Annotated in this window: 28 protein-coding genes; 13 read left to right on the top strand and 15 right to left on the bottom strand. The window is 74.1% G+C overall.

The genetic code is table 11. From position 1 onward, the window contains the following. The first annotated feature begins 88 nt into the window (after positions 1–88). From ATJ88_RS08235 to ATJ88_RS08220, 5 genes are read left to right on the top strand one after another with little or no spacing between them, the layout of a single operon-like run. Positions 89–730, top strand: a complete 642-nt coding sequence (locus ATJ88_RS08235) for a DsbA family oxidoreductase (RefSeq protein WP_098463412.1) — start codon at positions 89–91, stop codon at positions 728–730. Then, the gene (locus ATJ88_RS18325; RefSeq protein ID WP_170023568.1) at positions 727–900 is read left to right on the top strand and encodes a hypothetical protein; all 174 of its coding nucleotides are present in this window, start codon (positions 727–729) and stop codon (positions 898–900) included. Before ATJ88_RS08235 ends, ATJ88_RS18325 begins: the two co-directional genes overlap by 4 nt. Before the next feature lie 35 nt (positions 901–935). After that, positions 936–1,526 carry a sulfite oxidase-like oxidoreductase gene (locus tag ATJ88_RS08230; RefSeq protein ID WP_098463411.1) on the top strand — a complete coding sequence of 197 codons (591 nt, stop codon included), beginning with the start codon at positions 936–938 and terminating at the stop codon, positions 1,524–1,526. Continuing rightward, on the top strand, positions 1,523–2,233 hold the full coding sequence (locus ATJ88_RS08225) for an FAD-binding oxidoreductase (protein ID WP_211287485.1): 711 nt from the start codon (positions 1,523–1,525) through the stop codon (positions 2,231–2,233). Before ATJ88_RS08230 ends, ATJ88_RS08225 begins: the two co-directional genes overlap by 4 nt. Next, a complete protein-coding gene (locus ATJ88_RS08220) occupies positions 2,230–2,499 on the top strand; it encodes a DUF6510 family protein (protein ID WP_245852243.1) in 270 nt (89 codons plus the stop codon). Before ATJ88_RS08225 ends, ATJ88_RS08220 begins: the two co-directional genes overlap by 4 nt. 10 nt (positions 2,500–2,509) lie before the next feature. Here ATJ88_RS08220 and ATJ88_RS08215 read toward each other — a convergent pair whose 3' ends face one another. Further along, a complete protein-coding gene (locus tag ATJ88_RS08215; protein ID WP_098463410.1) occupies positions 2,510–3,367 on the bottom strand; it encodes a TrmH family RNA methyltransferase in 858 nt (285 codons plus the stop codon). Positions 3,368–3,410: 43 nt separating this feature from the next. Here ATJ88_RS08215 and ATJ88_RS08210 point away from each other — a divergent pair, with 43 nt between their 5' ends. After that, on the top strand, positions 3,411–3,950 hold the full coding sequence (locus ATJ88_RS08210) for a GNAT family N-acetyltransferase (protein WP_170023566.1): 540 nt from the start codon (positions 3,411–3,413) through the stop codon (positions 3,948–3,950). 12 nt (positions 3,951–3,962) lie between these two features. On the opposite strand, the gene ATJ88_RS08205 is transcribed toward ATJ88_RS08210, so the two are convergent. The 7 genes from ATJ88_RS08205 to ATJ88_RS08175 all read right to left on the bottom strand — a co-directional run bounded on the left by ATJ88_RS08205 (position 3,963) and on the right by ATJ88_RS08175 (position 12,562). Next, on the bottom strand, positions 3,963–5,222 hold the full coding sequence (locus tag ATJ88_RS08205; RefSeq protein WP_098463408.1) for an alpha/beta hydrolase: 1,260 nt from the start codon (positions 5,220–5,222) through the stop codon (positions 3,963–3,965). Positions 5,223–5,251: 29 nt separating this feature from the next. Continuing rightward, a complete protein-coding gene (locus ATJ88_RS08200; RefSeq protein ID WP_098463407.1) occupies positions 5,252–7,255 on the bottom strand; it encodes an ABC transporter ATP-binding protein in 2,004 nt (667 codons plus the stop codon). After that, a complete protein-coding gene (locus ATJ88_RS08195) occupies positions 7,252–9,003 on the bottom strand; it encodes an ABC transporter ATP-binding protein (RefSeq protein ID WP_098463406.1) in 1,752 nt (583 codons plus the stop codon). Before ATJ88_RS08195 ends, ATJ88_RS08200 begins: the two co-directional genes overlap by 4 nt. Further along, a complete protein-coding gene (locus ATJ88_RS08190) occupies positions 9,003–9,758 on the bottom strand; it encodes a TetR/AcrR family transcriptional regulator (RefSeq protein ID WP_098463405.1) in 756 nt (251 codons plus the stop codon). Before ATJ88_RS08190 ends, ATJ88_RS08195 begins: the two co-directional genes overlap by 1 nt. 136 nt (positions 9,759–9,894) lie before the next feature. Then, positions 9,895–11,088 carry an SPFH domain-containing protein gene (locus ATJ88_RS08185; protein ID WP_245852241.1) on the bottom strand — a complete coding sequence of 398 codons (1,194 nt, stop codon included), beginning with the start codon at positions 11,086–11,088 and terminating at the stop codon, positions 9,895–9,897. A gap of 48 nt (positions 11,089–11,136) precedes the next feature. Further along, entirely contained in the window at positions 11,137–11,628 is a 492-nt protein-coding gene (locus ATJ88_RS08180) for an NfeD family protein (protein ID WP_098463404.1), read from the bottom strand. 136 nt (positions 11,629–11,764) lie between these two features. Next, the gene (locus ATJ88_RS08175) at positions 11,765–12,562 is read right to left on the bottom strand and encodes an ABC transporter ATP-binding protein (RefSeq protein WP_098463403.1); all 798 of its coding nucleotides are present in this window, start codon (positions 12,560–12,562) and stop codon (positions 11,765–11,767) included. A 113-nt stretch (positions 12,563–12,675) separates the two neighbouring features. On the opposite strand from ATJ88_RS08175, the gene ATJ88_RS08170 reads away from it, so the two are divergent. Then, positions 12,676–13,440: a hypothetical protein gene (locus tag ATJ88_RS08170; RefSeq protein WP_098463402.1), complete on the top strand. Its 765-nt coding sequence runs from the start codon at positions 12,676–12,678 to the stop codon at positions 13,438–13,440. Positions 13,441–13,462: 22 nt separating this feature from the next. Here the strand turns inward: ATJ88_RS08170 and ATJ88_RS08165 are convergent, their stop codons facing one another. Continuing rightward, on the bottom strand, positions 13,463–14,206 hold the full coding sequence (locus ATJ88_RS08165; protein ID WP_098463401.1) for an SDR family NAD(P)-dependent oxidoreductase: 744 nt from the start codon (positions 14,204–14,206) through the stop codon (positions 13,463–13,465). Between the two features lie 198 nt (positions 14,207–14,404). Here ATJ88_RS08165 and ATJ88_RS08160 point away from each other — a divergent pair, with 198 nt between their 5' ends. Next, positions 14,405–16,513: a bifunctional lysylphosphatidylglycerol flippase/synthetase MprF gene (locus ATJ88_RS08160; protein WP_098463400.1), complete on the top strand. Its 2,109-nt coding sequence runs from the start codon at positions 14,405–14,407 to the stop codon at positions 16,511–16,513. Positions 16,514–16,517: 4 nt separating this feature from the next. On the opposite strand, the gene ATJ88_RS08155 is transcribed toward ATJ88_RS08160, so the two are convergent. Both ATJ88_RS08155 and glgA read right to left on the bottom strand, forming a co-directional pair. Further along, entirely contained in the window at positions 16,518–17,129 is a 612-nt protein-coding gene (locus ATJ88_RS08155) for a hypothetical protein (RefSeq protein ID WP_098463399.1), read from the bottom strand. Continuing rightward, on the bottom strand, positions 17,126–18,343 hold the full coding sequence (gene glgA / locus ATJ88_RS08150; protein ID WP_098465209.1) for a glycogen synthase: 1,218 nt from the start codon (positions 18,341–18,343) through the stop codon (positions 17,126–17,128). Before glgA ends, ATJ88_RS08155 begins: the two co-directional genes overlap by 4 nt. 78 nt (positions 18,344–18,421) lie before the next feature. Here glgA and glgC point away from each other — a divergent pair, with 78 nt between their 5' ends. Next, a complete protein-coding gene (glgC, locus tag ATJ88_RS08145) occupies positions 18,422–19,666 on the top strand; it encodes a glucose-1-phosphate adenylyltransferase (RefSeq protein ID WP_098463398.1) in 1,245 nt (414 codons plus the stop codon). Then, positions 19,659–20,360, top strand: a complete 702-nt coding sequence (gene serB, locus ATJ88_RS08140) for a phosphoserine phosphatase SerB (RefSeq protein ID WP_098463397.1) — start codon at positions 19,659–19,661, stop codon at positions 20,358–20,360. The genes glgC and serB overlap by 8 nt, the downstream gene beginning before the upstream one ends. Positions 20,361–20,376: 16 nt before the next feature. On the opposite strand, the gene ATJ88_RS08135 is transcribed toward serB, so the two are convergent. From ATJ88_RS08135 to fabG, 3 genes are all read right to left on the bottom strand, one after another. Then, positions 20,377–20,934, bottom strand: coding sequence for a SixA phosphatase family protein (locus ATJ88_RS08135; RefSeq protein WP_098463396.1), 558 nt, complete (start codon positions 20,932–20,934; stop codon positions 20,377–20,379). Positions 20,935–20,944: 10 nt separating this feature from the next. Next, positions 20,945–21,712: an enoyl-ACP reductase FabI gene (gene fabI / locus ATJ88_RS08130; protein ID WP_098463395.1), complete on the bottom strand. Its 768-nt coding sequence runs from the start codon at positions 21,710–21,712 to the stop codon at positions 20,945–20,947. A gap of 65 nt (positions 21,713–21,777) precedes the next feature. Continuing rightward, entirely contained in the window at positions 21,778–22,500 is a 723-nt protein-coding gene (gene fabG / locus ATJ88_RS08125) for a 3-oxoacyl-ACP reductase FabG (RefSeq protein WP_098463394.1), read from the bottom strand. 183 nt (positions 22,501–22,683) lie between these two features. Here fabG and ATJ88_RS08120 point away from each other — a divergent pair, with 183 nt between their 5' ends. From ATJ88_RS08120 to ATJ88_RS08110, 3 genes are read left to right on the top strand one after another with little or no spacing between them, the layout of a single operon-like run. Next, positions 22,684–23,040 (top strand): DUF3099 domain-containing protein, encoded by a 357-nt coding sequence (locus ATJ88_RS08120; protein WP_098463393.1) that lies wholly within the window; start codon positions 22,684–22,686, stop codon positions 23,038–23,040. Further along, positions 23,040–23,279 (top strand): hypothetical protein, encoded by a 240-nt coding sequence (locus ATJ88_RS08115; protein WP_098463392.1) that lies wholly within the window; start codon positions 23,040–23,042, stop codon positions 23,277–23,279. The genes ATJ88_RS08120 and ATJ88_RS08115 overlap by 1 nt, the downstream gene beginning before the upstream one ends. Then, positions 23,276–24,154: an SURF1 family cytochrome oxidase biogenesis protein gene (locus tag ATJ88_RS08110; RefSeq protein ID WP_245852239.1), complete on the top strand. Its 879-nt coding sequence runs from the start codon at positions 23,276–23,278 to the stop codon at positions 24,152–24,154. The genes ATJ88_RS08115 and ATJ88_RS08110 overlap by 4 nt, the downstream gene beginning before the upstream one ends. Positions 24,155–24,343: 189 nt before the next feature. Here ATJ88_RS08110 and ATJ88_RS08105 read toward each other — a convergent pair whose 3' ends face one another. Then, positions 24,344–25,942, bottom strand: coding sequence for an ABC-F family ATP-binding cassette domain-containing protein (locus ATJ88_RS08105; RefSeq protein WP_098463391.1), 1,599 nt, complete (start codon positions 25,940–25,942; stop codon positions 24,344–24,346). Between the last annotated feature and the right edge of the window lie 141 nt (positions 25,943–26,083).

Below are 26,083 nucleotides of genomic sequence, written 5' to 3'. Positions count from 1 at the left end.
TCGCCTGACGGGTGGTTGGCAACCATCGTGACCCACGCCACACGTGCGACCTGGGAACACGCGTCCCCCGCCGACGGTTGACCCGGGCATGCCCACGGTTCACGTCGACATCTGGTCCGACATCGCCTGCCCCTTCTGCTACGTCGGCAAGCGGAACTTCGAGTCCGCCGTCGCCGCGAGCGACGTCGACGTCGAGGTGACGTACCGCTCGTTCCAGCTCTCCCCCGACCTGCCCGAGGACGTCACGGGCAGCCACGCCGAGATGCTCGCCGCGAAGATGGGCGTCGACGTCGACACCGCGCACGGCATGGAGGCCCGCACCACGGGGCTCGCCCACGAGGTCGGCCTCGACTTCGACTACGCGGCCCTGCACCCGGCGAACACGCTGCTCGCCCACCGCCTGCTGCACCTCGCCAAGGCCCACGGCCTCCAGGGCGCGATGAAGGAGCGGCTGCTCGCCGCCTACTTCACGCAGGGCCGCCACGTCGGCCGTCTCGACGAGCTCGTCGACCTCGCCGCCGAGGTCGGGCTCGACGCCGACGAGGTCCGCACCGCCCTGACCGGCGACGCCTACACCGCCGACGTCGCCCAGGACGTCGCGCAGGCCGCCGCCTACGGCATCCGTGGGGTGCCGTTCTTCGTCCTGGACGGCCGCCTCGCCGTGTCCGGCGCGCAGCCGCCCGAGGTGTTCGCGCAGGCGCTGCGCCAGGCCACCGAGCAGGCCGCGTGACCGCGCCCGACACCGCCCGCACCGACCCGGTGCCCGCGGCGGCCGCGACCGTCCCGACCTCTCCGTTCGTCGTCGTGGGCGGCGACGCCGCGCTGTGCGAGGGCGACGTCTGCGCCGTCCCCGGCGCACCCGGCACCGACGTTCCGCTGGCGACGCCCCCGACCTCCTGATCTGATCGGAGCACCACGAGCCACGGGGGTGCGCGATGGGGATCGTCACACGCGGGTTCGGCGGGCGCCGTGCGGCCGATCCGCACGTCCCGCCCGGCCAGTACGTCACCGAAGACTTCCCGGTGCTGTCCGCCGGGCCGACGCCGAACGTCGACACCGAGCGGTGGGCGCTGGAGGTGCGCACCGAGACCGGTGACACCCGCCGGTGGGACTGGGCGGCGCTGCAGGCGCTGCCCGCCGAGGACGTCACGACCGACATCCACTGCGTCACCCACTGGTCCAAGCTCGGCACGACGTGGCGGGGCGTGTCCGTGGACACCCTGCTGGCGGACATCGAGACGTCCGCCGACTTCGTCATGGCGCACGCCTACGGCGGGTACACGACCAACGTGCCGCTGGAGGACCTCACCGACGGCAGGGCGTGGATCGCCTACGAGTTCGAGGGCGAGCCGCTCGACCCGGTGCACGGCGGCCCGGCCCGGCTGCTGGTGCCGCACCTGTACTTCTGGAAGAGCGCCAAGTGGGTGCGCGAGCTGGAGCTGACCACGACCGAGGACCTCGGGTTCTGGGAGGTCAACGGCTACCACGCCTACGGCGACCCCTGGCGCGAGCAGCGGTACGCGTGAGCCCCTGGCACGCCGCGACGGTGGTCGCCGCCCGACAGCTCACCGCCACGTCACGCATCCTCGTCCTGGCCGTCCCCGGGTTCACCGGGGCCCGTCCCGGGCAGCACGTCGACGTCCGGCTCACCGCGCCCGACGGGTACCAGGCGTCCCGGTCGTACTCGCTGGCCGCCACGGGCACCGACGAACGCGTCGAGCTCGCCGTGGCGGCCGTGCCCGACGGCGAGGTGTCGCCCTACCTCGTGGAGGTCGCCCGCCCGGGCGACGCCATGGAGGTCCGCGGGCCGCTCGGCGGCTGGTTCGTCTGGGACCCCGCCGACCCCGCGCCGGTGCTGCTCGTCGCCGGCGGGTCCGGCGTCGTCCCGCTGGTCGCGATGCTGCGGGCCCGCGCCGACGCGGGCGTCGGCACCCCGTTCCGGCTCGTGCTGTCCGTGCGCACGGCCGCCGACGTGCTGTTCGCCGACGAGCTCGCGGTGCCCGACGACGGCGTGCTGGTGCACCGCGTCGTCACCCGCGCCGACGACGGGGACCGCCCGGCCGGGCGGCTCACCGCCGACGACCTGCTCGCCCCCGGGTTCGGCCCCGACGACGCCCCGGGCGTGTTCGTGTGCGGCCCCACCGGGTTCGTCGAGCACGCCGCGACCCTCCTCACCGGGCTGGGCCACCGGGCCGCCCGGGTGCGGACCGAACGCTTCGGAGGCACGTCGTGACGACTCCCCTGCCCCGCCCGCTGCCGCTGGACGGCAACGCCGCCGCCGGACCGCTCGCCGGGGTGCTCGCCGGCGACGCGACCACCGCCGTCGCCCGCTGCTCCGGGTGCGGCGCCACCGCCGTGCTGGCCGCCGCCGTCGTCTTCCGCACGGCCATGGGCACGGTGGTGCGCTGCGCGTCGTGCGAGCACGTGCTCGTCGTCGTGGTCGAGCGCCCCGACGGCACCGTGATGTCCGCCCGCGGATGCTCCTGGGTGCGCGTCTGAGCAGACGCGGTCAGGCCGTGCGGGTCGCCCAGAACGCCACGGCCGACGCCGCCGCCACGTTGAGGGAGTCCACGGCGCCCGCCATGGGGATCTTCACCACGACGTCGGCCGACGCGACGGTGCGCGGCTTGAGCCCGTCGCCCTCGGCACCCAGGACGAGGGCGAGACGTTCGGGCGGGTCGGCGGCGAGGTCGTCGAGGCTGACGGCGTCGTCGCTCAGCGCGAGGGCCGCGACGGTGAACCCGTGGATGCGCAGCACGTCGACCCCGCCGAGCGCGCCCTCGGTCGCGGCGACGGGCCAGTCCGTGATGCGCGTCCACGGCACCTGGAAGACGGTGCCCATGGAGACGCGCACGGAGCGCCGGTACAGGGGGTCGGCGCAGCGCGGGGTGACGAGGACGGCGTCGACGCCGAGCGCGGCGGCACTGCGGAACACGGCTCCCACGTTCGTGTGGTCGACGACGTCCTCCAGCACGGCGACCCGGCGCGCCCCCTGCCCGCCCCGTGCGTCGGCCAGGAGCCCCGCGACGTCGGGCAGGACGGGACGGTGCATGGCCGCGAGCGCCCCACGGTGCAGGTGGAACCCGGTGATCTGCTCCAGCACGGGCTCGTCGGCGACGTACACGGGGGTCTCGGGATGCTCGGCGAGGACGTCGGCCATGGAGTCGAGCCAGCGGTCGGCCATGAGGAACGACCGGGGGCGGTGCCCGGCGGCGAGCGCCCGGCGGATGACGTTGGACGACTCGGCCATGAACAGGCCCTCGGCGGGCTCGCGGACGGTGCGCAGCCTGACGTCGGTGAGGCCGGTGTAGTCGTGCAGGCGCGGGTCGGCAGGGTCCGTGACGCGGACGAGGGCGGGATGGTTCACCCGGTGATTCTCCCAGGTCCGTCACCTGTGCCACGATCACGTCGTGACCGCGATCCCCTCCCCCGTCGCCCGTGAGGAGGTGCGGGTCCGCCCGCGCCGGCCCGCGGACGTCGCGCCGCTGGGCGAGGTGCTCGCGGCCCAGCAGCCGGCGTCCGGCTACCCGCACCGGTGGCCGCTGCCGTACCCGGTGGCCGAGTTCGTCGTCCGGGCCGACGAGGAGGCCGCCTGGGTCGCGGAGGTGGCAGGCCGGCCCGTGGGGCACGTGAGCGTGACCACGGTGCGGGATGACCGGCACGGTGCGATCTGGTCCGCGGGCTCCGGCCGGCCGGTCGCGGAGCTCGGCTGCGTGTCCGTGCTGTTCGTCGCCCCGGACGTGCAGGGCCGGGGCGTGGGCGGGCTGCTGCTCGACACGGCGGTCGCGCACCTGCGCTCCACGGGCCGCACGCCCGTGCTGGACGTCGACCGGCACGACGGCGTCGCGCACGCCGTCTACCTGCACAAGGGGTGGCGGGTGGTGGGCGAGGCACGGTTCGAGTGGCAGCACCCGGGTGCGCCGCCCGCCCGGATGCTCGTGCTGCCCTGATGCTCCGGGGGGTCAGGGCGCGGGCAGGAGCCGGGCGGTGAGCTCGCGCCACACCTGCGTGCCGACGCTGCCGGGGGCCCGGTCGAAGACGTGGTCGGCGGCGGGCACGAGCACGACGTCGTGCGTGACGCCGTGGGCGCGCAGCACGTCGCCGAGCTCGGTGGAGGGTGCGGGCGGGACGAGGTGGTCGGCGGCGCCGTGCACCACGAGGGTGGCGGGGGCGTCGGCGGTGACGTGCTCGGCGGGCCAGACGGCGGCGTAGTGGTCGGGGACGTCGTCGGGGGTGCCGCCGGTGTACGTCTCGACGTACCGGCGGGCGGCGTCACCGGCGAGCAGGTCGGGGTTGTCGTGGAACGCGACGGGCGACGTCACCGGGTAGAGGGTGCTGACGGCGCGCACGGCCGGCACGTCGCCGTCGCAGGCGGGCTCGAGGGTGCCGGCGGCGCCCCGGTAGGCGACGTCGAGGGCGATGTTGCCGCCGGCGGAGTCCCCGGCGAGCAGGATCCGGTCCGGGTCGCCGCCCTGGGTGGCGGCGTGCTCGGCCAGCCAGACGAGCGCGCACGCCACCTGCGCCTCGGCGGTGTCCCAGCGGGGGGTTTCCCGGGAGGCGAGCGGGTAGTCGATGCTGGCCACGAGGTAGCCGTGGTCGGCGAACCAGGTGGCGTGCGCGGCGGTGGTGGTCTGCGCGCGGTGCCCGCCGGTCCAGCCGCCCCCGTGCACGAGCACGACGACGGGCGCCCCGCTCGCGGCGTCGGGGCGCACGCCGTCGGGCAGCCACAGCGACATCCCGAGCGGGACGCCGTCCTGCTCGCCGTAGGTGACGTCGACGTCGTGGGCGCGCCGGTCGGGGGTGACGCGGAACAGCTCGGCGATCTCGACGGCGACACCGTGCTCCTGCGCGACCCGGAGCTGCTGGGTGAGGACGACGAACGAGCAGACGACCGCGACCAGCCCGGCGCCGACGACGAGGAACCGCGCGACGGAGCCGTGCCGCAGGAGCGCGAGGGCGCCGAGCAGGGTGACGACGAGACCCGCGACGGCGAGCCACGCGGACCAGGCGGACGCCTGCGCGCCCGCGTGCCCGAGGCCGGGCACGCCGGGCAGGAGCGCCCCGACCGCGACGAGCGCGAGGACGACCGCGACGACGGCGAGGACCGTGACGGTGACGCTGCGCCGGGCACGCCCGCCGCCCGGGCTCCCGACGGTCCGGTCACGGACCGCCGGGGTGCGGCCGGTGGGCGGGGCGGCGTGGTGGGGAGGGTGCGCGCTCATCGGGCACACCCTCCCACGGACCGACTGGGTCAGTCACCGTCCTCGACGTCGTCCGTCAGGGGCGCCGCGAACTGGCTGGCGTACAGGCGGGCGTACGCGCCGCCGGCGGCGAGCAGCGTGTCGTGGTCGCCCTGCTCGACGATGCGACCGTGCTCCATGACGACGATGAGGTCGGCGTCGCGGATCGTGGAGAGCCGGTGCGCGATGACGAACGACGTGCGCCCGACCCGCAGCGCGTTCATGGCCTGCTGCACGAGCACCTCGGTGCGGGTGTCCACGGAGCTGGTGGCCTCGTCGAGGACGAGGATCTCCGGGTCGGCGAGGAACGCCCGCGCGATGGTGAGGAGCTGCTTCTCGCCGGCCGACAGGGAGGTCGCCTCGTCGTCGAGCAGGGTGTCGTACCCGTCGGGCAGGGTGCGCACGAACGGGTCGACGTGGGTGGCGCGCGTCGCGGCGAGGAACGCGTCGGCGTCGACGTCGGCGTCGTCGCGCACGCCGTAGCGCAGGTTCTCCTCGATCGTGCCCTTGAACAGCCACGTGTCCTGCAGCACCATGCCGATGCGGGAGCGCAGGTCGTGCCGCGTCAGGGCGCGGGTGTCGACGCCGTCGAGGGTGATCCGGCCGCCGTCGACCTCGTAGAACCGCATGAGGAGGTTGACCAGGGTCGTCTTGCCGGCTCCGGTGGGGCCGACGATCGCGACGGTCCGCCCGGGCTCCGCGACGAGGTCGAGGTGCTCGATCAGCGGCTCGTCCGGGACGTAGGAGAACGACACGTCCTCGAACGCGACCCGGCCCTGGACGGTGCCGAGGCGCTCCGGGTCGGTCGGGTCCGGCTCCTGCTCGGGGGCGTCCAGCAGCTCGAACACCCGCTCGGCGGACGCCACGCCCGACTGCAGCAGGTTCATCATCGAGGCGATCTGCGTGAGCGGCTGCGTGAACTGGCGCGAGTACTGGATGAACGCCTGCACGTCGCCGATGGACAGCTGCCCGGACGCGACCCGCAGCCCGCCGATCACCGCGACCAGCACGTAGTTGAGGTTCGCGAGGAACCCCATCGACGGCTGCATCGTGCCGGAGATGAACTGCGACCGGCGCGACGCGTCGTACAGCGCGTCGTTCTCGCGGGCGAACGTCTCCGCGGCGGCCGCCTGGTGGCCGTACACCTTGACCAGCGCGTGCCCGGTGAACATCTCCTCGACGTGCGCGTTGAGGCGCCCGGTGGCGGCCCACTGCGCGACGAACTGCGGCTGCGACCGCTTGGCGATCTGCATCGTCAGGACCACCGACAGCGGCACGGTGACCAGCGCGACGAGCGCCAGCACCCACGAGATCCAGAACATCATCGCGAGCACGCCCACGACGGTGAGCACCGAGGTGACGAGCTGCGCGAGGGTCTGCGTGGTCGTCTGGGCGACGTTGTCGATGTCGTTGGTGACCCGCGACAGGATCTCCCCGCGCGCCTGCTTGTCGACGTGGCTCAGCGGGATCCGGTGCAGCTTCGCCTCGACGTCGTCGCGCAGCCGCCGCATCGTGTTCTGCACCGCGACGGTCATGATGCGCGACTGCAGCCACCCGAACAGGAACGCGCCGACGTAGATCGCCAGCACCCAGCCCAGGATCTCGCCGAGCCGGGCGAAGTCCACGCCCTGCCCCGGCACGACACCGTCCATCGAGGCGAGCATGTCGGCCTGGGTGGTGTCACCGGCGGCGCGCAGCCCCTGCACGACCTCGTCCGTCGTGGCGCCCGCCGGGAGGTTCTGCCCCACCACCCCCGCGAAGATGACGTTCGTGGCCTCACCGAGGATCTTCGGGCCCACGACGGTGAGGGCGACGGACACGATGCCGCACAGCGTCAGCCACACCACGCGGGTCCGCTCGGGACGCATGACGACGACGAACCGCCGCAACGAGCCCCTGAAGTCGAGGGCCTTGGCGGCGGGTGCCCCGCCCATGCCCAGGGGGCCGCCGCCGGGGCGGCCCATCGGACGGCCGGCGGGCGCGGCGGGCCGGGTGGTGGCGCGGTCGGTGCTCATGCCGCCTCCTCGAGGGACATCTGGGAGGAGACGATCTCCTGATAGGTCTCGTTGCCGGCCAGCAGCTCGGCGTGGGTGCCGCGGCCGACGACCCGGCCGTGGTCGAGGACGATGATCTGCTCGGCGTCGCGGATCGTGGCGACGCGCTGCGCCACGACGATCACCGCCGCGTCCCGCGTGCGGGGGCGCAGCGCGGCGCGCAGCCGGGCGTCCGTGGCGTAGTCGAGCGCGGAGAACGAGTCGTCGAACAGGTAGACCCGGGGGCGACGCACGACGGCGCGCGCGATGGCGAGCCGCTGGCGCTGACCCCCGGAGAACGTGGTGCCGCCCTGCGCCACCACCGCCTGCAGCCCGTCGGGCAGCGCCCGCACGAAGTCCGCGGCCTGCGCGACCTCCAGCGCCTCCCACATCTCGTCCTCGGTCGCGTCGTGCTTGCCGTACCGCAGGTTGTCCGCGACGGTGCCGCTGAACAGGTACGCCTTCTGCGGGACCAGGCCGAGCAGCGACCCGAGGTCGCCCGAGGCGAGGTCGCGCACGTCCACGCCGTCCAGCAGCACCCGGCCGCCGGTGACGTCGAACAGGCGCGGCACCAGGTTGAGCAGGGTCGACTTGCCGGCACCCGTGGAGCCGATGATCGCGGTGACCGCGCCCGGGGGCGCCGTGAACGACACGTCCCGCAGCACCGGCTCGTCCGCCCCCGGGTACCGGAACTCCACGGCGTCGAACCGGACCTCGCCCCGCGGCCCCTCGCCGTCGGCGAGCGACGTCAGCCCGACCGGCGACGCCGGCTCCGTCACGGACGTCTGCGTACCGAGCACGTCGCTGATGCGGCCCGCGGCCACCGACGCGCGCGGCACCATCATGACCATCATCGTGCTCATCATGACGGCCATGAGGATGTACATGATGTAGCTGAGGAACGCCATGAGCTCCCCCACCTGCATCTGCCCGGCGTCCACGCGACGGCCGCCGAACCACAGCACCGCCACGCTGGACGCGTTCATGATGAGCATGACCATCGGGAACGCCAGCGCCATGAGCTTGCCGGCCGCCAGCGACGTGTCGTACAGCTCGGTGTTCGTCGCGCCGAACCGAGCCAGCTCGCGGCGCTCGCGGACGAACGCCCGCACGACCCGCAGGCCGGTGATCTGCTCGCGCAGCACCCCGTTAATCGCGTCGATCCGCTTCTGCATGGCCCGGAAGTACGGCACCATCCGCCACAGCAGCAGGCCGACGGCGATGCCGAGGACGGGCACGACCACCAGCAGCAGCCCGGACAGAGCCACGTCCTCCTGGAGGGCCATGATGACGCCGCCGACCAGCATGATCGGCGCCATGACGACGATCGTGAACGTCATGAGGACCGTCATCTGGACCTGCTGGACGTCGTTGGTGGTGCGGGTGATGAGCGACGGGGCGCCGAACTGGCCGAGCTCGCGGGCGGAGAACCCCTGCACCGCGTCGAACAGGTCGCGCCGCACGTCCCGGCCGAGCGCGGTCGCGGTGCGGGCGCCCACGAGGACCGCCCCGATGGCGCACACGACCTGGCCGAGGCTGACGACCAGCATCCAGCCGCCCACCTGCATGATGTAGCCGGTGTCGCCGCGGGTCACGCCCTGGTCGACGATGTCCGCGTTGAGGGACGGCAGGTAGAGGGAGGCGAGGGTCGCGAGCAGCTGGAGGGCGACCAGCAGCCAGACGGCGCCCGCGTAGGGGCGCAGGTAGCTCCGCGCCAGGGAGACGAGCATCAGGGCTCCTGAGGGTGGGGGGTCCCCGGCGCGGTGGCGTCGGCGGGTGTGGCGGGGTCGTCGGGGGCGGCGACCGGTGCGGCGCCGGCGGCGGGGCAGGGCGGCCGTCGCGTGTCGGACACGAGGCCGTGCACGAGGGCGTCGGCCACGACGTGCGCGGGCGGTGCGGGCACGAGCCGGTCGACCCGGCCGTGGGTGCCGGCGATACTGGCCTCCAGGAGCGCGACGGCGACGTCGACGGGGACGCGCAGCCGGTGGGCGTCGGGGGCGAGGACGGCCGAGAGCCCCTCGATCGTGGCCTCCCGCTGGCGGTCGCGCTGCTCGGCGAGGTCCGCGCGGAACTTCACCACGTGCGCGGGGGGCACCTCGTCGCGGGCGCCGGTGCGCTGGTGCAGGGCCCGCAGGACGCCCATCCACCGCACGACCGACGACATGCGTCGCCGCCCGAGCTCGATGACGGCGGTGATCCGGTCCTCCAGCGGCAGCCCGGGGTCGATCGCGGTGAGCTCGTCGCGCGTGGAGTCCGGCCCCGAGGCGCGGTGCAGTCCCTCGACGGCGACGGCGCCGACGAGGGTCATCTTGTCGCCGAAGGCACGGAAGACGGTCCCCTCGGCGACGCCGGCCGCCTCGGCGAGCTCGCGGCTGGTCACGTCGACGCCGCGTTCGGCGACCAGCGGCAGCACGGCCTCGACGATCGCCGCGCGGCGGTCGTCGGGGGTCATGGGGGCCGCCCGGGTCGCGGTGGGCGTGATCATGCGACGAGGTTAAATGAGTGAGCACTCACTCCGCAAGACGGGAGAGCACGGGCACGCCGCAGGGCCGCCACCCCCGGAAGGGGCGACGGCCCTGCGGCAGTCTTGCGGCGACCCGGTCCCCCGGACCGCCGTCGTGCTACGGCTGCGGCGCCGGCGGTGCGTCGTCCTCGCCGAGCGTGCGCGGCTGCGGCGGCACGGGCGGCGCCGGCGGGGCCTCGCCCTGCGGCCGCTGCCCCCGCTCGATCGTCGGGTCGAACGGCGCACCCGACCGGGTGCCCGAGCTCGTGGCGTCCGCCGTGGCGGCCTCCGCCTGGCGGCGCGCCTCGGCCAGCGCCTCCCCCGGGTCCTGCAGACCGGTGCTGCCGAGCGCGGCCCTGAGACCGGCACGCGCCCCGCCGTCGCCGTCGTCGTCCACCGGCTCGGCCGGGATGCCCGGCGTCCCCGGCGTCCCGCCGAACCCCTTGGCGATGGAGCCGAGGGCCGCGGTGAACTCCGTCGGCACGACCCACAGCTTCGACGACGTGCCGTTCGCGATCTCCGGCAGCATCTGCAGGTACTGGTAGGCCAGCAGCTTCGGGTCCGGGTTGCCCTCGTGGATGGCGCCGAACACCTGGAGGATCGCGCGCGCCTCACCCTCGGCCCGCAGGATCTGCGACTGCGCGTCACCCTCGGCCCGCAGGATCTGCGACTGCTTCTCACCCTCGGCGGTGAGGATCTGCGACTGCTTGACACCCTCCGCGGTGAGGATGGTGGCGCGGCGGTCGCGCTCGGCACGCATCTGCTGCTCCATCGCACCCTGCACGGACGCGGGCGGGTCGATCGACTTCAGCTCGACCCGGTTGACGCGGACGCCCCAGCGCCCCGTCGCCTCGTCGAGGACGCCGCGGAGCTGGCCGTTGATCTGGTCACGGCTGGTCAGCGTCTGCTCGAGGTCCATCGAGCCGACGACGTTGCGCAGGGTGGTGACGGTCAGCTGCTCGATACCGGTGATGTAGTTCGCGATCTCGTACACCGCGGACTTCGGCTCGGTCACCTGGAAGTAGATGACGGTGTCGATGCTCACCACGAGGTTGTCCGACGTGATGACGGGTTGCGGCGGGAACGAGACGACCTGCTCGCGCAGGTCCACCCCGGCCCGGACCTTGTCGATGAACGGCACGAGCCAGTGCAGGCCCGGGTCGAACGTCTTGTTGTACCGGCCCAGGCGCTCGATGATGAGCGCCGTCGCCTGCGGGACGACCCGCACCATCTTGAACAGGGCCGTGACCACGAAGATCACGAACGCGATCAGGACGAGGTAGAGGACGATCGTTCCTGGATCAAGGTCCACAGCAGCTGGCTCTTTTCGTCGTACGGATGGATGGGTGGGGCGCGACGCTCAGACGGCGCGGCCGCCGTCGTCGGCGGCGGGACCGGTCGGGGACGCGACGGGCTGGACGACGGCGGTGGCGCCGTCGATGGCCACGACCCGCACCTCCGTGCCCTCGGGCACACGCCCGGTGCTGTTGGGGACCCCGTCGTCGGGCAGGCGGGCCGACCAGACCTCGCCGGACAGCTTGACGCGACCACCGGTCTCGGTGACCTCCGCCAGGACGACGGCGAGGCGGCCGACCTGGGCGGCGGCGTTCGTCTCGACCAGCGGCTCACGCCGGCGCAGGTTGCTCAGCAGCCAGGGCCGCAGCCCGGCCAGCAGCAGCACCGCGATGACGCACGCCACGACGAACTGCAGCCAGACGGGTCCGCCCGCCGCCGCCGTCGCGGCGCCGGCCAGCGCTCCGCCGGCGAGCATGATGAACACGAGGTCGAGCGTCAGCATCTCGACCACGGCGAGGACGAGCGCCCCGCCGACCCACCACAACCACGAGTCCATGATCCCCCTCCGACCGCGCCGTCTCTTTGGTCAAGAAGTTACCAAAGATCCAGGCGAGGCGGGAGGGACGATCATCCGGCGGGTCGGGCCGCGCGAGGGCGCGCGACGACCGGCCGAGCGGGCCGGTCGGGAATGCTCAGCGGCCGACGGGACGCGCGGCGCGGGCGAGCCAGCGGCCGCCGCCGTGGGCGACCAGCAGGTCCATGCCGAACGCACGCGAGAGGTTCTCGGCGGTGAGGACCTCCTCGATCGGGCCGGCGGCCTCGACCGTCCCGTCGCCGAGCAGCAGCAGGTGGGTGAATCCTGGCGGGATCTCCTCGACGTGGTGCGTGACGACCACCAGCACGGGCGAGGCGGGGTCCGCGGCGAGCTCGGCGAGCGCCCCGACGAGCTCCTCGCGCCCGGCGAGGTCGAGCCCGGCGGCGGGCTCGTCGAGCAGCAGGACCTCGGGGTCGGTCATGAGGGCGCGGGCGATCTGGACGCGCTTGCGCTCGCCCTCGCTCAGCGTGCCGTACAGGCGGTCGGCGAGGCCGGCGACGTCGAACGCGGCGAGCAGGTCGTCGGCGCGCGACTCGTCGAGGTCCTCGTACTCCTCGCGCCACCGGCCGGTGACCCCGTAGGCGGCGGTCAGCACGACGTTGCGGACCGTCTCGTCGCGCGGGATGCGCTCCGCGAGCGCCGCGGAGGCGAACCCGATGCGGGGGCGCAGCTCGAACACGTTGACCTTGCCGAGGCGCTCACCCAGGAGGTCGACGGTGCCCGCGGACGGGAACGAGCGGGCGGCGAGGATGTCGAGCAGCGTGGTCTTGCCGGCGCCGTTGGGACCGAGGACGATCCAGCGCTCCCCCTCGGCGACCTTCCAGTCGATCGAGTCGACGAGGGTCGCCGGACCCCGTCGGACGGTGACACCCTGCAGGTCCAGAACGGCGCTCATGGTGGTCGACCCTACCGGAGCGGCGCGCCCGGCAGCGCACGACGGACGTGGCGTGGTCCCGCTGGGCGACCCGGCGCGCGCGGCGCCGCCCGCGGCGTCTATCGTGCGGGGTGATGACCCAGTTCACGGCACTGCCCCGGAGCGTCGTGCTCGCGCTGTGGCTCCAGGCCACGGGCGCGTCGCACGGCCTCGCCGTGCGGTCGGTGACGGACGACGACGAGCCCCACGACGTCGTCGGGCTGCCGGGCGCGGAGGACGGCACGACCCTCACGGAGCTGGTCGCGCGGTTCTCGACGGGACCGCGCGAGGTGTGCGCCCTGCTGCCCGCGCCGGGCGACCCGACGGGGGTGCCGGCGCCGGTGTCCGCCGCCGCGGTCGAGGCGGGCGAGTGCGTGCTCCTCGCCACGCCGGACGGCGCGTGGGCGGCGGTCCCCCGCATCACGACGTTCGGCTCGGACCTGGAGCCCGGTCACCTGGTCACGTGGGACGTGACGGCGGTGCCGCCGTGGTCGGCGCTGGTCGCGGGCGCCGTCGGCTCCCTGGCGGAGGCCGAGCGCGAGCTGCGCACCAGCCTGGTCACCGCCACCGAGGCCCTGGACACCCTCGACGTGGCGCGCTGGCGCGACGACGCCGCCGACGCCATCGAGCTCGTGCGGCACTCCACCACGGCGGGCTGGCCCGTCCCCGACCTGGAGGGGCGCCGCGCGCGCGTGCTCCAGCTCGCGTGGCGGCTGCTCGCCATCGTCGACCTCGCGACGGCCGACGACGGCGGCGCGGTCAACCTGTGGCAGGTGGACCAGCGCTCCACCGCGCTGCGCGAGGTGGAGCGCACGGCCCGCCGGGCGCTCGGTGCCGCCACCTACGCGGCGGTGCGCTGAACCGTCCGACGGGCCGCGCCGGTCACGAGGTGCGGCGGTGCACGACCTTCGCGGACGTCTGGTCGCGGGCCAGCATGAGGAGCTGGTCGATGTTGACGCGCGACGGCCGGGTCGCGACCCACGCCACGGCGTCCGCGACGTCCTCGGCCTGCAGCGGGTCGACGCCGGCGTACACGGCGTCGGCGCGCTCGGCGTCCCCCTTGAACCGGACGAGGGAGAAGTCGGTCTGCACCATGCCGGGGTCGATCTCGCAGACGCGCACCGGCTGGCCGATCAGCTCCAGGCGCAGGACGCGCGTCAGGGCGGCCACCGCGTGCTTGGCGGCGTTGTAGCCCGCGCCGCCCTCGTAGGGCTCGCGCGCGGCGATCGACCCGATGGTGATGACCTGGCCGTCGCCGGAAGCGACGAGCTTCGGCAGGAGCGCCTTGGTGACCCGCAGGGTGCCGAGCACGTTGACGTCGTACATCCACTGCCAGTCGTCGAGGTCGGCCTCGGCCACGGCGTCGGTGCCGAGCGCGCCGCCGGCGTTGTTGACCAGCAGGTCGCAGCGCTCCACCTGGGCGGCGAACGCCTCCACCGACGCGTCGTCGGTGACGTCCAGCGGGACGGCGCGACCTCCGCACCCGGCCGCGACGTCCGCGAGCAGGTCCGCACGGCGCGCCCCGAGGACGACGTCGTAGCCGGCGTCGGCCAGCGCGCGGGCCGTGGCGGCGCCGATCCCCGAGCTCGCCCCGGTGACCACCGCGACTCCCCTGGTCTTCGTCATGATGCGCGTCCTCCCGACGTCGGGCCCGCCCGCGGCCGGGTGCCACGGCGAGGCGCACCGATGGTAGCCCCGCCACGGCGCCCGTCCGCCCGGCGGGGGCGGCGGGCACGGACCGGCCGGGTCGCCCGCGTACGACCTCGCGCGCCGGTGTCGGGACCCGTCTAGGTTCGTTCCGACGACGGACCGCCGGAGGCGCGCATGACCGTGACCGAGCCAGTGACGACCGGGACGGGGTCGCCGGTGCCGCGATGGGCCGCGACGACGGTGCGGCGGGTCCCGTTCACCCTCGGCGTGGTGGCCGCCATGCTCGTGCTCGGCGTCGTCACGGGAGCGCTGTGGACCCCGTTCGAGGACCACCCGTGGTTCGAGCACGTGGCGTTCGGGGCGCCGGCCTTCGCCGCGGGGCGCTGGTGGACGCCCGTGACGGGCTCCTTCTTCGCCCTGCTGCCCGCCGAGTACCTCGCCGTGGTCGGCGTGTTCGCGCTCCTGGTCGGCTGGACCGAGCTGCGCCTCGGCACGCGCCGGGCCGCGGTCGCCGCGGTGACGTGCCAGCTCGTCGGCGTGGTGGGCACCGCGGGCGGCCTCGCGCTGCTCACCCGGACGGGGTGGGACTGGGCCGAACGGGTCGCGTCGGTGCTCGACGTCGGGTTCAGCGCGGGCGTCGTCGGTGCGGCCACGGTGACGGCGCTGAGCCTGACGCAGCCGTGGCGGTTCCGGGCCTCCGCCCTGCTGACGGTCTACGTGCTGGCCGCGCTGGTCGTGTGGGGCGGCATCGCCGACGTCGAGCACGTCATCGGCTGGCTGGCGGGCCTCGCTCTGGCCCGGCCGCTGCTGGGCGCCCGGCTCGACCGCCGCACGTCCACGGGGCGCGTCCAGCGGGCCCGGGTCACCGCGTCCGGGTACTTCGCCGTCTCGGCGCTGCTCGTCGCGCTCGGCACGTTCGCGTCGTCCGCGGGCGGCCCCCTGGGCACGCTCGGGGGCGAGGGCTGGCCGTCGGGCGCGGTGGCGGTCACCGTCGACCTCGTCCTCGCGGTCGGGCTGCTGCGCGGGCGCCGGTCCTGGTGGCGCGTGGCGCTCGTGCTCACCTCGGTGTCCGTGCTGCTCGAACTCCTCCTCGCCGCCGCGGCCGTCGTGTTCGACGTCCGCCAGGCCCTGCCCCTGCTCGTCCTGATGCTGGCTCTCGACGGCGGCGCCCTCGTCCTGCTCGTCGCGCGCCGCTCCGCGTTCCGCAACCGCCGGCACGCCCGCCTGGTCGCCGGGGAGGGGATCGACCAGGACGAGGCGCGGCGGCTCGTGACCGAGCTGGGGGTCGCGAACCGCCTCGGCTGGATGACGACCTGGGAGGGCAGCGCCCGCTGGGCGCCCGGGGAGCCGGTCGGGTTCGTCGCGCACCAGGTCCACGCCGGCGTCGCCGTCGCCCTCACCGACCCGGTGGGTGACGGCCCGGCCGGTCGGGCCGAGCTCGTCGACGCCTTCGTGGAGGCCGCCTCCGACGCCGGCCTCGGCGCCTGCTTCTTCACCGCGGGGCCGGAGGTCGCGGAGCTCGGGGCGTCGCGGGGCTGGACGGTCGTCACCGTCGCGCAGGAGGCGGTCGTCGACCTGCCGGGCCTGGAGTTCCGCGGCAAGCGGTGGCAGGACGTCCGCACCGCGCTCAACCAGGCCGCGAAGCAGGGGGTGACGCACCGGCTGGCCATCCTGGCCGAGGAGCCGCCCGACGTGCTCGCCCAGGTGCGGGCCATCTCCGAGGCCTGGCTCGGCGACAGCGACCTGCCCGAGATGGCCTTCACCCTCGGCGGCGTGCGCGAGGCCCTCGACCCCGCGGTGCGGGTGGGGCTGGCCGTCGACGCCGACGGCCGGGTCCACGGCGTCACGAGCTGGCTGCCCGTGCACGCCCCCGGTGGCGAGGTCGTCGGCTGGACCCTGGACGTGATGCGACGCGCTCCGGACTCGTTCCGGTACACGATGGAGCTGCTCATCGCATCGGCGCTGACGACGTTCCGCGACGAGGGCGCCCAGGTCGCGTCGTTGTCCGGCAGCCCGCTCGCGCACGGCGACGACGCCCCCGAGGGCGGCCTCGGCGGGGTGCTGGACCAGCTCGCCTCGACCCTGGAGCCCTTGTACGGGTTCGACTCGCTGCACCGGTTCAAGCTGAAGTTCCAGCCGCGTGACGTCCCGTTGAGCCTCGTCGTGCCGGACCCGGCGACGTTGCCGCTCGTGGGGCTGGCACTCGTGCGCTGCTACCTGCCCGAGGCCCGCGCCCAGGACCTGCTGGCGGCGGCGCGCTCCTCGCGCCGCGCGTCCTCCTGAGGGTTCAGCCGGCGGGCGTCGTCGTGCCGACGTCCTGCAGCGCCACCCAGACGAGGAACGCGAACGCGACGGGCAGCGCGACCCGGCCCGCCGTCTCCAGCCAGGACAGCCGGCGTCCCAGGTCCCCGCAACGGGCCACCGCCTCGCGCTGCACGGCGTACGACCACCGCACCGACCGGTACCCGGCCGAGAGGTACGCGAGGTCGATCAGGCGCCGCCCGCGCGAGACGGCCTGCGCGCCCTCGACCCAGGCGCCCTGCGCCAGCGGCGCCGCGATGACGAGCCCGGCGAGGCTGACGAGGATCCGCAGCCCCCACCCGACGGCGAGCAGCGCCAGCGGCGACAGGAACGCGGCGACGTACTCCTCCGGGTTCGTCAGCACGGAGAGGGTCTGGGCGTCGAACTCGTTGTTGAGCCACGCGATGCCGACGCCGGCGATGATCAGGGGCCACACGGCCCGGCGCAGCGCCCGCAGGGCGAGCAGCGTCGCGGCGTCGCCCGCCCCCGCCCGCAGGAACGCCGCGGGCCGGACCTGCTCCTCGGGGCTCAGCGGCAGGGCCCGGTCGCGCACGTCCTCCCACAGGGACCTGCGCTCGGCGCGGCCCTTGCGCCTCATCCGGCCAGGACCGTCCGGTACACGTCCATGGTGCGCTCGGCGATCGCGGCCCACGCGAAGTGGTCGGCCGCGCGACGGCGGCCCGCCGCGCCCATCGCGGCGGCGCCCGCGGGGTCGGCCACGACCGCGGTCAGCGCGTCCGCCAGGTCACGCTCGTAGCGGTCCGGGTCCACGGGGGTGCCGGTGCCGTCGGTGACCTGCTCGATCGGGACGAGGCGGCCGGTCACACCGTCGTCGACCACCTCGGGGATGCCGCCCGTCGCGGACGCGACCACCGGCAGCCCCACCGCCATGGCCTCCAGGTTGACGATGCCGAGCGGCTCGTACACCGACGGGCACACGAACACCGTCGACGCCGCCAGGACGGCGCACAGGTCGGGTCGCGGCAGCATCTGCTCGATCCACACCACGCCCGCGCCCGGCCCGCCGCCGCGGGCGGCCCGCAGCTCGTCGACCAGCCCGCGGACCTCGGCCATGATCTCGGGCGTGTCCGGCGCGCCCGCGCACAGCACCACCTGCACCTCGGGCGGCAGCATCGCGGCGGCCCGCAGGAAGTGCGGCAGACCCTTCTGCCGCGTGATGCGCCCGACGAACACCACGGCGGGTCGCCGCGGGTCGATCCCGTGCTCGGCCGCCACGCGGGCCACGTCGTCGTCACCGGGACGCACCCAGGTGTCCAGGTCGATCCCGTTGTGCACCACGTGCACCCGCGCGGGGTCGAGCTCCGGGTAGCAGCGCAGGATGTCGGCCCGCATGCCCGCGGACACCGCCACGACGCCCGCCGCGCCCAGGTAGGCGGTGCGCTCCGCCCAGCTCGACACCGCGTAGCCGCCGCCGAGCTGTTCCGCCTTCCAGGGCCGCAACGGCTCCAGGGAGTGCGCGGTGACGACGTGCGGCACCCCGTGCAGCAGCCCCGCGAGGTGGCCCGCCATGTTCGCGTACCAGGTGTGCGAGTGCACGACGTCGGCGCCCGCGACGTCGTCCGCCATCGCGAGGTCCACGCCCAGGGTGCGCAGCGCGGCGTTCGACCCCGCCAGGGTCGCGGGCTCGTCGTAGCCGGTGACGCCCGGGGCGTCGGGGCGCGGCCCGTCGAAGCAGCGCACCCGCACGTCCGCGTGGGCGCGCAGCACGGTGGACAGCTCGGCGACGTGGACGCCGGCACCCCCGTACACGTGGGGCGGGAACTCTCGGGTCAGGAGGTCGATCCGGGGCATCGTGCTCACGCACGTCAACGTAGCGCCCTTCGCCGCGTCGTGCGGCATCCGGTCGCCGGAACCCCTAGGGTTCACAGCATGGCGTCGTCACACCCCCGCGTCCTGGCCATCGTCCTCGCCGGTGGGGAGGGCAAGCGGCTCATGCCGCTCACCGCCCAGCGCGCGAAACCGGCCGTCCCGTTCGGCGGGATCTACCGGCTGGTCGACTTCGCCCTGTCGAACATCATCAACTCGCACTACCTGCACGTCATCGTGCTCACCCAGTACAAGTCGCACTCGCTGGACCGGCACATCTCCAAGACGTGGCGCATGTCGTCGCTGCTCGGCAACTACGTGTCCTCGGTGCCCGCGCAGCAGCGGGTGGGCAAGCACTGGTACCTCGGCTCGGCCGACGCCATCTACCAGTGCCTCAACATCATCGACGACGAGCGCCCCGACATCGTCGTCGTGGTGGGCGCCGACCACGTGTACCGGATGGACTTCTCCCAGATGGTCGACGCGCACGTCGAGTCCGGCGCGCGCGCGACGGTCGCCGCGATCCGCCAGCCCATCGCGCTGGCCGACCAGTTCGGCGTCATCGACGTCGACCCGGCCGACCCGACGCGCATCCGGGAGTTCCTCGAGAAGCCGGTCAACCCGGTCGGGCTGCCGGACTCCCCCACCGAGGTCCTGGCCTCCATGGGCAACTACGTGTTCGACACCGACGCGCTGGTCGAGGCGGTGACGAAGGACGCCGGCAACCCCGACTCGCGCCACGACATGGGCGGCGACATCATCCCCGCGTTCGTCGACGAGGGCACCGCGGGCGTGTACGACTTCATCCGCAACGACGTCCCCGGATCCACCGACCGGGACCGGGACTACTGGCGCGACGTCGGGACCATCGACGCCTACTTCGACGCGAACAAGGACCTCATCGCCGTCCAGCCGGTGTTCAACCTCTACAACGCCGACTGGCCGCTGCTCACCGGGTACACCGGGCTGCCGCCGGCGAAGTTCGTGCACGCCGGGCCGGGACGCCTCGGGCACGCGGCAGACTCGATCGTCTCACCTGGTGTCCTCGTGTCCGGCGCCACCGTCGCAGGGTCCATCCTGTCCCCGGGCGTGCACCTGCACTCCTGGGCGACCGTCACGGACTCCGTGATCATGGACGACGTCCAGGTGCACCGGCACGCCCAGGTCCACCGCGCCATCCTCGACAAGTTCGTGGTGGTGGACGAGCGTGCCCGGATCGGCGTCGACCACGAGGAGGACCGGGCCCGCGGGTTCACCGTCACCGAGTCGGGGATCACCGTCGTCCCGAAGGGTACCCACGTTGCCTGACCGCGCCCCCGCCGCGACCCCGCCCGCCCCGCAGCAACCGCACCACCCCCGGCGCCTCGTCGTCACCGACGTCGACTCGACGTTCCTCACGCAGGAGGTCATCGAGCTCATCGCGGAGCACGCCGGCACCCGCGACGAGGTCGCGGCCGTCACCGAACGGGCCATGCGCGGGGAGCTGGACTTCGCGGCGTCGCTGCGCGAGCGCGTCGCCACCCTCGCCGGCCTGCCCGTGACCGTCCTGGACGCCGTGCGCGACGCCGTGGTCCTCATGCCCGGCGCCGCCGAGCTCGTCGCGGAGGTGCACCGCCGTGGCTGGGAGTTCGGGCTGGTGTCCGGCGGGTTCGCGGAGATCCTCGAGCCGCTCGCCGCCGAGCACGGCATCACCCGGTGGCGCGCGAACCGGCTGGAGGTCGCCGACGGCCTCCTCACCGGGCGCACCGTCGGCCCGGTCGTCGACCGCGCCTACAAGGAGGCGACGCTGCGCGAGTGGGCGGCCGAGCTCGGCCTGCCGCTGGAGGCCACCGTCGCCGTCGGCGACGGCGCGAACGACCTCGACATGATCGGCGCCGCCGGCGTCGGCATCGCGTTCGCCGCGAAGCCGGTCGTGCGCGAGCAGGCGCCGTACAGCCTCGACGGGCCGCGCCTCGACGACGTGCTGCAGGTCGTCGACGAGGTCGACGCCCGCACGGCCTGAGCGCCGGCGCCCGGGCTCAGCTCGGGCGCCCGACCCGCACCAGGCTCGCGGACTTCTTGCCCCACTCGCGCCACGGCTGCTTCACGGCGTGCAGGACCGAGTACGTCGCCGTCGGCACGCCGACGCGCACCTGGGCGAGGGCGACCTCGTCGGAGCCCTTGTCCGCGACGTAGGCCGCGGTCGCGGCCATCGTGGGCTCGTGCCCCACGACGAGGAGCGTCTTGACCGACGGGTCGACGTCGCGCACGAGGTCGAGCACGTCCGCGATGCTCGCGACGTAGAGCTCGTCGCGGACCTCCGCGGGGATCTTGCCCCCGCCGTTGCCGAGGTGGCCCCGGGCGAGCTCCCACGTCTGCCGGGTGCGCAGCGCGGACGACACGAGCGCGAGGTCCGGGACGAGCCCGGCCGCGGTGAGGGCCATCCCGACCCGACCGGCCTGCTTGCGCCCGTTGAGCGCGAGCGGCCGGTCGTGGTCGGGCAGGGAACCCGACGAGGGCTCCGCCTTGGCGTGCCGGAGCAGCACGAGCCGACGCCCCGGGATCGAGGCGCCGTCCGCGTGCTTCGGCTGCTTCATGGGTGGGTGCTCACTGCCCCATCGCGTGGACGCCGCCGTCGACGTGCACGATCTCGCCCGTCGTCGCGGGGAACCAGTCCGACAGCAGCGCCACCACGGCGCGGGCCGCGGGCTCGGCGGTGGTCTGGTCCCAGCCCAGCGGGGCACGCTTCGGCCAGTTGTCCTCCATCGTCGCGAACCCGGGGATCGACTTCGCGGCGGTGGTGCGGATCGGACCCGCGGACACGAGGTTCGCGCGGATGCCGTCCGCGCCGAGGTCGCGGGCGAGGTAGCGGTTCGCCGACTCCAGGCCCGCCTTGGCGACGCCCATCCAGTCGTAGACCGGCCACGCGAACTGCGCGTCGAACGTCAGGCCGACGTACGCGCCGCCCTGCGTCATCAGCGGCTTGGCCGCGGTGATGAGCGACTTGTAGGAGTACGTCGAGACCTGCAGCGCGGTGGCGACGTCGTCCCACCCGGCCTGCAGGAAGTTGCCGCCCATGACGGACTGCGGGGCGAAGCCGATGGAGTGCACCACGCCGTCGAGACGGTCGGTGTGCTCGCGCACCTGGTCGGCCAGCGAGGCGAGGTCGCCCGCGTCGGTCACGTCGAGCTGGACGACGGGGGCCTCCACCGGCAGCCGCTTCGCGAACGCCTGCGTGAGCTTCATCTGGCGGCCGAACGACGTCAGGACGACCTCGGCCCCCTCCTCCTGCGCGAGGCGCGCGGCGTGGAACGCGATGGAGCTGTCCGTCAGGACGCCCGTGATGAGCAGCTTCTTGCCGTCGAGCAGAGCCATGGTGACCTTTCAGTGAAGTTCTGGGTGGAGCGTATCGGGCGGTGGGCCCGTTGGACAGTTCGGGGTCAGTGCCCCATGCCGAGGCCGCCGTCGACCGGGATCACCGCACCGGAGATGTACCCGGCCGCGTCCGAGGCGAGGAACTGCACGACGCCGGCGACCTCGTCGGTGGACGCGAAGCGCGCCGCCGGGATCGACGACAGGTACTTCTTCTGCGTGTCCTCGGGCAGCGCCGCGGTCATGTCGGTCTCGACGAAGCCCGGGGCGACGACGTTCGCGGTGATGCCGCGCGAGCCCAGCTCGCGGGTCACCGAGCGGGCCATGCCCACCAGGGCCGCCTTCGTCGCCGAGTAGTTGACCTGACCGGGGCCGCCGTAGAGACCCACGACCGAGCCGACGAGCACGATCCGCCCGGACCGTGCCCGGATCATGCCCTTGGAGGCGCGGCGCACGCAGCGGAACGTCCCGGTGAGGTTGACGTCGACGACCTGCTCGAACTCCTCGTCCGTCATGCGCATGAGGAGCTGGTCGCGGGTCACGCCCGCGTTCGCGACGAGCACCGTCACCGGGCCGAGCGTCGACTCGATGTCGGAGAACGCGGCGTCCACCGCCGCGGTGTCCGTGACGTCCGCGACGAATCCGTGGACGCCGTCGGGCAGGTCGCCCCCGCGGTAGAGCGTGGCGACGGTGTCCCCCGCTGCCACGAAGCGCTCGGCGATCGACCGTCCGATGCCTCGTGCCGCACCGGTCACGACGACGACGCGACCACCGGATGCTGCTTCTGCCACGGGCTGCTCCTCTCGACGACGGCCCCCCGGTTCCGGGCGGTCCGGGCGCACGTCGGTGCACCGCTGCGACCGTACCCCGACGGGGGCCGCCCACCGCGCTGGGGGCGCGGCACACGTCCACGTGCTCGATTGTCGGAATCCTCCAAAGACCTCGGGTCGTCGCGCCGGACGTAGACTGCCGACATGGGCACGCACGACCCGTCCGAGGTGCACTCGATCACGAGTGCCCCGGCGACGCTCGCCGAGGACCAGTGGCGTCGGATGCGCCAGTACCTGGTCCAGATGGGCGTGCGCATCGTGCTGATCTTCCTCGCCGTGCTGTTCGCGCGCGGCAGCTGGCTGATGTGGGTCTGCATCGCCGGGGCCGTCGTGCTGCCGTACACGGCGGTGATCCTCGCCAACGCGGGCCGTGACCGCACCGTGCACGAGGTGGAGACCCTCCCGCCTCCCATGCCCCGCGAGATCGAGAACGGCCCCCTGCCCGAACCGCCGCCCGGCCACCGCGTGGTCGACCACGACGACTCCCCGGAGGACCACTGATGGACGTGCTCGGCCTGGGCGCCGACCCCGTCGCCGCCGACGCCCTCGTCTGCTCCGCCAAGGGCTGCCGCGCCGAGGCCCGCTGGGGCCTGCTGTGGAACAACCCGAAGCTCCACACCCCCGAGCGCCGCAAGGTGTGGCTCGCGTGCGACGACCACCGCACCCGCCTCGAGCAGTTCCTCGGCGCGCGCCGGTTCTGGCGCAGCACGGTCGACGTCGACGACCTGGAGCGCGCGTGACGAGGACCCGCCGGCAGTGGGTCACGCTCGGGCTCGGCGCGGTGCTGCTCGCCGCGTTGTGCGTGACGGCCGCGTTCTGGCAGTGGCACCGGTACACCGACCGCGAGGCGCAGATCGCGCTCGTCGAGGCCAACTACGCCGCCGACCCCGTGCCCCTGGACGACGTCCTGGACGGCCCCGGGGACGTCCTCGCGGACGACGACGTGTGGCGCCCCGCCGTCGTCGTCGGCGAGTACCTGCCGCAGGACACCGTCCTGCTGCGCAACCGGCCCGTGAACGGCACGCCCGGCTTCCACCTGCTCGTGCCGCTGCGCACGCAGCTCGACGGGCAGGACGTCGTGCTGGTCGTCGACCGGGGCTTCGTGCCCCTCGGCGCGGACGCGAGCGAGCCCGCGGAGGTGCCCGACCCGCCGGCGGGCGAGGTCGCCGTCACCGTCACGCTGCGGGCCGACGAGCCGGCCTCGGACCGCGACGCCAACCAGTCGTCCGTCAACGCCGTCAACACGGCCCAGGTGCTCGCCGCCGGTGCCGACGGCGCCGCCCTCGGCGCCGGGGAGACCGTCGGGGCGTACGGCCAGCTCCGCGGCGAGGACCCGGCCCCCGCCACCGCGCTCGTCCCCGCACCCGCGCCGGACACCGACCCCGGCTCCCACCTCAGCTACACGTTCCAGTGGGCGATCTTCGCCATCGGCGCGATCTCCGGGTACGTCGTGCTGTGGCGCCGCGAGACGCGCGCCGCGACCGTCACCGCGGGACAGCTTCTCGCCGGCGACGACCCGTCCGGCGGCTCGCGCCCGCCGCGCACCCGGCGACGCAAGGTCGACGAGGACGTCGAGGACGCCCTCGTCGACGCCGCGCACGGCCCGCGGGCCTGAGGGCCGACCGCACCCAGCGCTGACTCGCGCCGACCAGCGCTGACTCGCGAGTCAGCGCACGCCCACGCGAGTCAGCGCAGACGCCCCCAGGAGTCTCGACCTCAGGTCGAGGGTTCGGGTTCGGCCAGGCACAGCCAAGTGCCGCCAGGCGCGGCCAGGCGCGGCCAGGGTTCACCCTCAGGTCGAGGGTCAGGCCAGCGAGACGAGCTCCGCGTAGTCGTCCGACCAGAGGTCCTCGTCGCCGTCGGGCAGCAGCAGCACCCGCTCGGGGTGCAGCGCCTCGACCGCGCCGTCGTCGTGGGTCACCATGACGACGGCACCCTCGTAGGTGTCGAGCGCGCCGAGGATCTCGGCGCGCGACGCGGGGTCGAGGTTGTTCGTCGGCTCGTCGAGCAGCAGCACGTTGGCGCTGGACACCACGAGGGTGGCGAGCGCGAGGCGGGTCTTCTCGCCGCCGGACAGCACGTGCGCGGGCTTGTCGGCGTCGTCGCCGCTGAACAGGAACGACCCGAGGACGGACCGCACCTGCGTGTCGGTGAGGTCGGGGGCGGCGTGGCGCAGGTTCTCCACGACGGTCGCGTCCATGTCGAGGGTGTCGTGCTCCTGGGCGTAGTAGCCGATCTTCAGGCCGTGCCCGGGCACGACCTCGCCCGTGTCGGGGGCCTCGACGCCACCGAGGATGCGCAGCAGCGTCGTCTTGCCGGCGCCGTTGAGGCCGAGGATGACGACGCGCGACCCGCGGTCGATCGCGAGGTCCACGCCCGCGAAGACCTCCTGCGACCCGTAGCTCTTGGACAGCTCGGTCGCGGTGAGCGGCGTCCGGCCGCAGGGTGCGGGCTTCGGGAACCGCAGGGCGGCGACCTTGTCGCTGCGCCGCTCCCCCTCGACGCCGGCGAGCATCCGCTCGGCGCGCTTCATCATGTTCTGCGCGGCGGTCGCCTTGGTCGCCTTGGCGCGCATCTTCTCGGCCTGCGCGAGCAGCGCACCGGCCTTCTTCTCGGCGTTGGCGCGCTCGCGGCGGCGGCGGCGCTCGTCCTGCTCGCGCTGCTCCAGGTACGCGTCCCAGCCGAGGTTGTACTGGTCGAGCTCGCCCCGGTTGGCGTCCAGGTGGAACACCTTGTTCACGGTGGCGCGCAGCAGCTCGACGTCGTGGGAGATGACGATGAAGCCACCCTCGTACGCCTTGAGGTAGTCGCGCAGCCAGGCGATGGAGTCCGCGTCGAGGTGGTTGGTGGGCTCGTCGAGCAGGAGCGTCTGCACCCCGGAGAAGAGGATGCGCGCGAGCTCGATGCGGCGCCGCTGGCCGCCCGATAGGGTGCCGAGCGGCTGGCCGAGCACCCGCTCGTCGAGGCCGAGGTTCGTCGTGATGATCGCGGCCTCGGACTCGGCGGCGTAGCCGCCGGCGGCGAGGAACCGCGTCTCCAGCTTGGGGTACCGCTCGAGGGCGGCGGCCTGCACGGCCGGGTCCTCGCTCGCCATGTTCTTCTCGGCCTCGCGCATCTGCGACACGACGTGGTCGAGCCCTCTCGCGGACAGCACACGGTCACGGGCGAGGGTGTCGAGGTCGCCGGTGCGCGGGTCCTGCGGCAGGTAGCCGATGTCGTTGCCGCGCGTGATCTTGCCGCCCGTCGGCAGGGTCTCGCCCGCGAGGGTCTTGGTCAGCGTGGTCTTGCCGGCGCCGTTGCGGCCGACGAGGCCGATGCGGTCGCCGGAGGCCACGCGGAACGTGGCCTCGTGGAGCAGGACGCGGGCGCCGATGCGCAGCTCGACGCCGTGGGCGGTGATCAAGGCAGGGGTGTCCTTCGGACGGAACAGGAGGGGTCCGCGACAGTCTACGGTCCGCGGGTGCTCCGACGCTGCGGCTTAAGTCACCCCGGGCGCGCGGGCGTCCGCAGGGCCGAGGAGCGCCGGGATCAGTACGGTGGGGCC

This window comes from Isoptericola jiangsuensis, assembly GCF_002563715.1.
Lineage (GTDB): Bacteria > Actinomycetota > Actinomycetes > Actinomycetales > Cellulomonadaceae > Isoptericola > Isoptericola jiangsuensis.
This window is presented reverse-complemented; position numbering and strand designations above follow the sequence as displayed.

Bases quoted from the DNA above. Each gene is read 5' to 3' on its own strand.
- ATJ88_RS08160 (WP_098463400.1), top strand. From the start codon at position 14,405: ATGACCGTGACCGAGCCAGTGACGACCGGGACGGGGTCGCCGGTGCCG.
- ATJ88_RS08195 (WP_098463406.1), bottom strand. From the start codon at position 9,003: ATGCTCGTCTCCCTGGCGCGGAGCTACCTGCGCCCCTACGCGGGCGCC.
- ATJ88_RS08135 (WP_098463396.1), bottom strand. From the start codon at position 20,934: ATGAAGCAGCCGAAGCACGCGGACGGCGCCTCGATCCCGGGGCGTCGG.
- ATJ88_RS08115 (WP_098463392.1), top strand. From the start codon at position 23,040: ATGGACGTGCTCGGCCTGGGCGCCGACCCCGTCGCCGCCGACGCCCTC.
- fabI (WP_098463395.1), bottom strand. From the start codon at position 21,712: ATGGCTCTGCTCGACGGCAAGAAGCTGCTCATCACGGGCGTCCTGACG.
- ATJ88_RS08120 (WP_098463393.1), top strand. From the start codon at position 22,684: ATGGGCACGCACGACCCGTCCGAGGTGCACTCGATCACGAGTGCCCCG.
- ATJ88_RS08175 (WP_098463403.1), bottom strand. From the start codon at position 12,562: ATGAGCGCCGTTCTGGACCTGCAGGGTGTCACCGTCCGACGGGGTCCG.
- ATJ88_RS08165 (WP_098463401.1), bottom strand. From the start codon at position 14,206: ATGACGAAGACCAGGGGAGTCGCGGTGGTCACCGGGGCGAGCTCGGGG.
- ATJ88_RS08235 (WP_098463412.1), top strand. From the start codon at position 89: ATGCCCACGGTTCACGTCGACATCTGGTCCGACATCGCCTGCCCCTTC.
- glgC (WP_098463398.1), top strand. From the start codon at position 18,422: ATGGCGTCGTCACACCCCCGCGTCCTGGCCATCGTCCTCGCCGGTGGG.
- ATJ88_RS08200 (WP_098463407.1), bottom strand. From the start codon at position 7,255: ATGAGCACCGACCGCGCCACCACCCGGCCCGCCGCGCCCGCCGGCCGT.
- ATJ88_RS08170 (WP_098463402.1), top strand. From the start codon at position 12,676: ATGACCCAGTTCACGGCACTGCCCCGGAGCGTCGTGCTCGCGCTGTGG.
- ATJ88_RS08205 (WP_098463408.1), bottom strand. From the start codon at position 5,222: ATGAGCGCGCACCCTCCCCACCACGCCGCCCCGCCCACCGGCCGCACC.
- glgA (WP_098465209.1), bottom strand. From the start codon at position 18,343: ATGCCCCGGATCGACCTCCTGACCCGAGAGTTCCCGCCCCACGTGTAC.
- ATJ88_RS08190 (WP_098463405.1), bottom strand. From the start codon at position 9,758: ATGATCACGCCCACCGCGACCCGGGCGGCCCCCATGACCCCCGACGAC.
- ATJ88_RS08180 (WP_098463404.1), bottom strand. From the start codon at position 11,628: ATGGACTCGTGGTTGTGGTGGGTCGGCGGGGCGCTCGTCCTCGCCGTG.
- ATJ88_RS08155 (WP_098463399.1), bottom strand. From the start codon at position 17,129: ATGAGGCGCAAGGGCCGCGCCGAGCGCAGGTCCCTGTGGGAGGACGTG.
- ATJ88_RS08230 (WP_098463411.1), top strand. From the start codon at position 936: ATGGGGATCGTCACACGCGGGTTCGGCGGGCGCCGTGCGGCCGATCCG.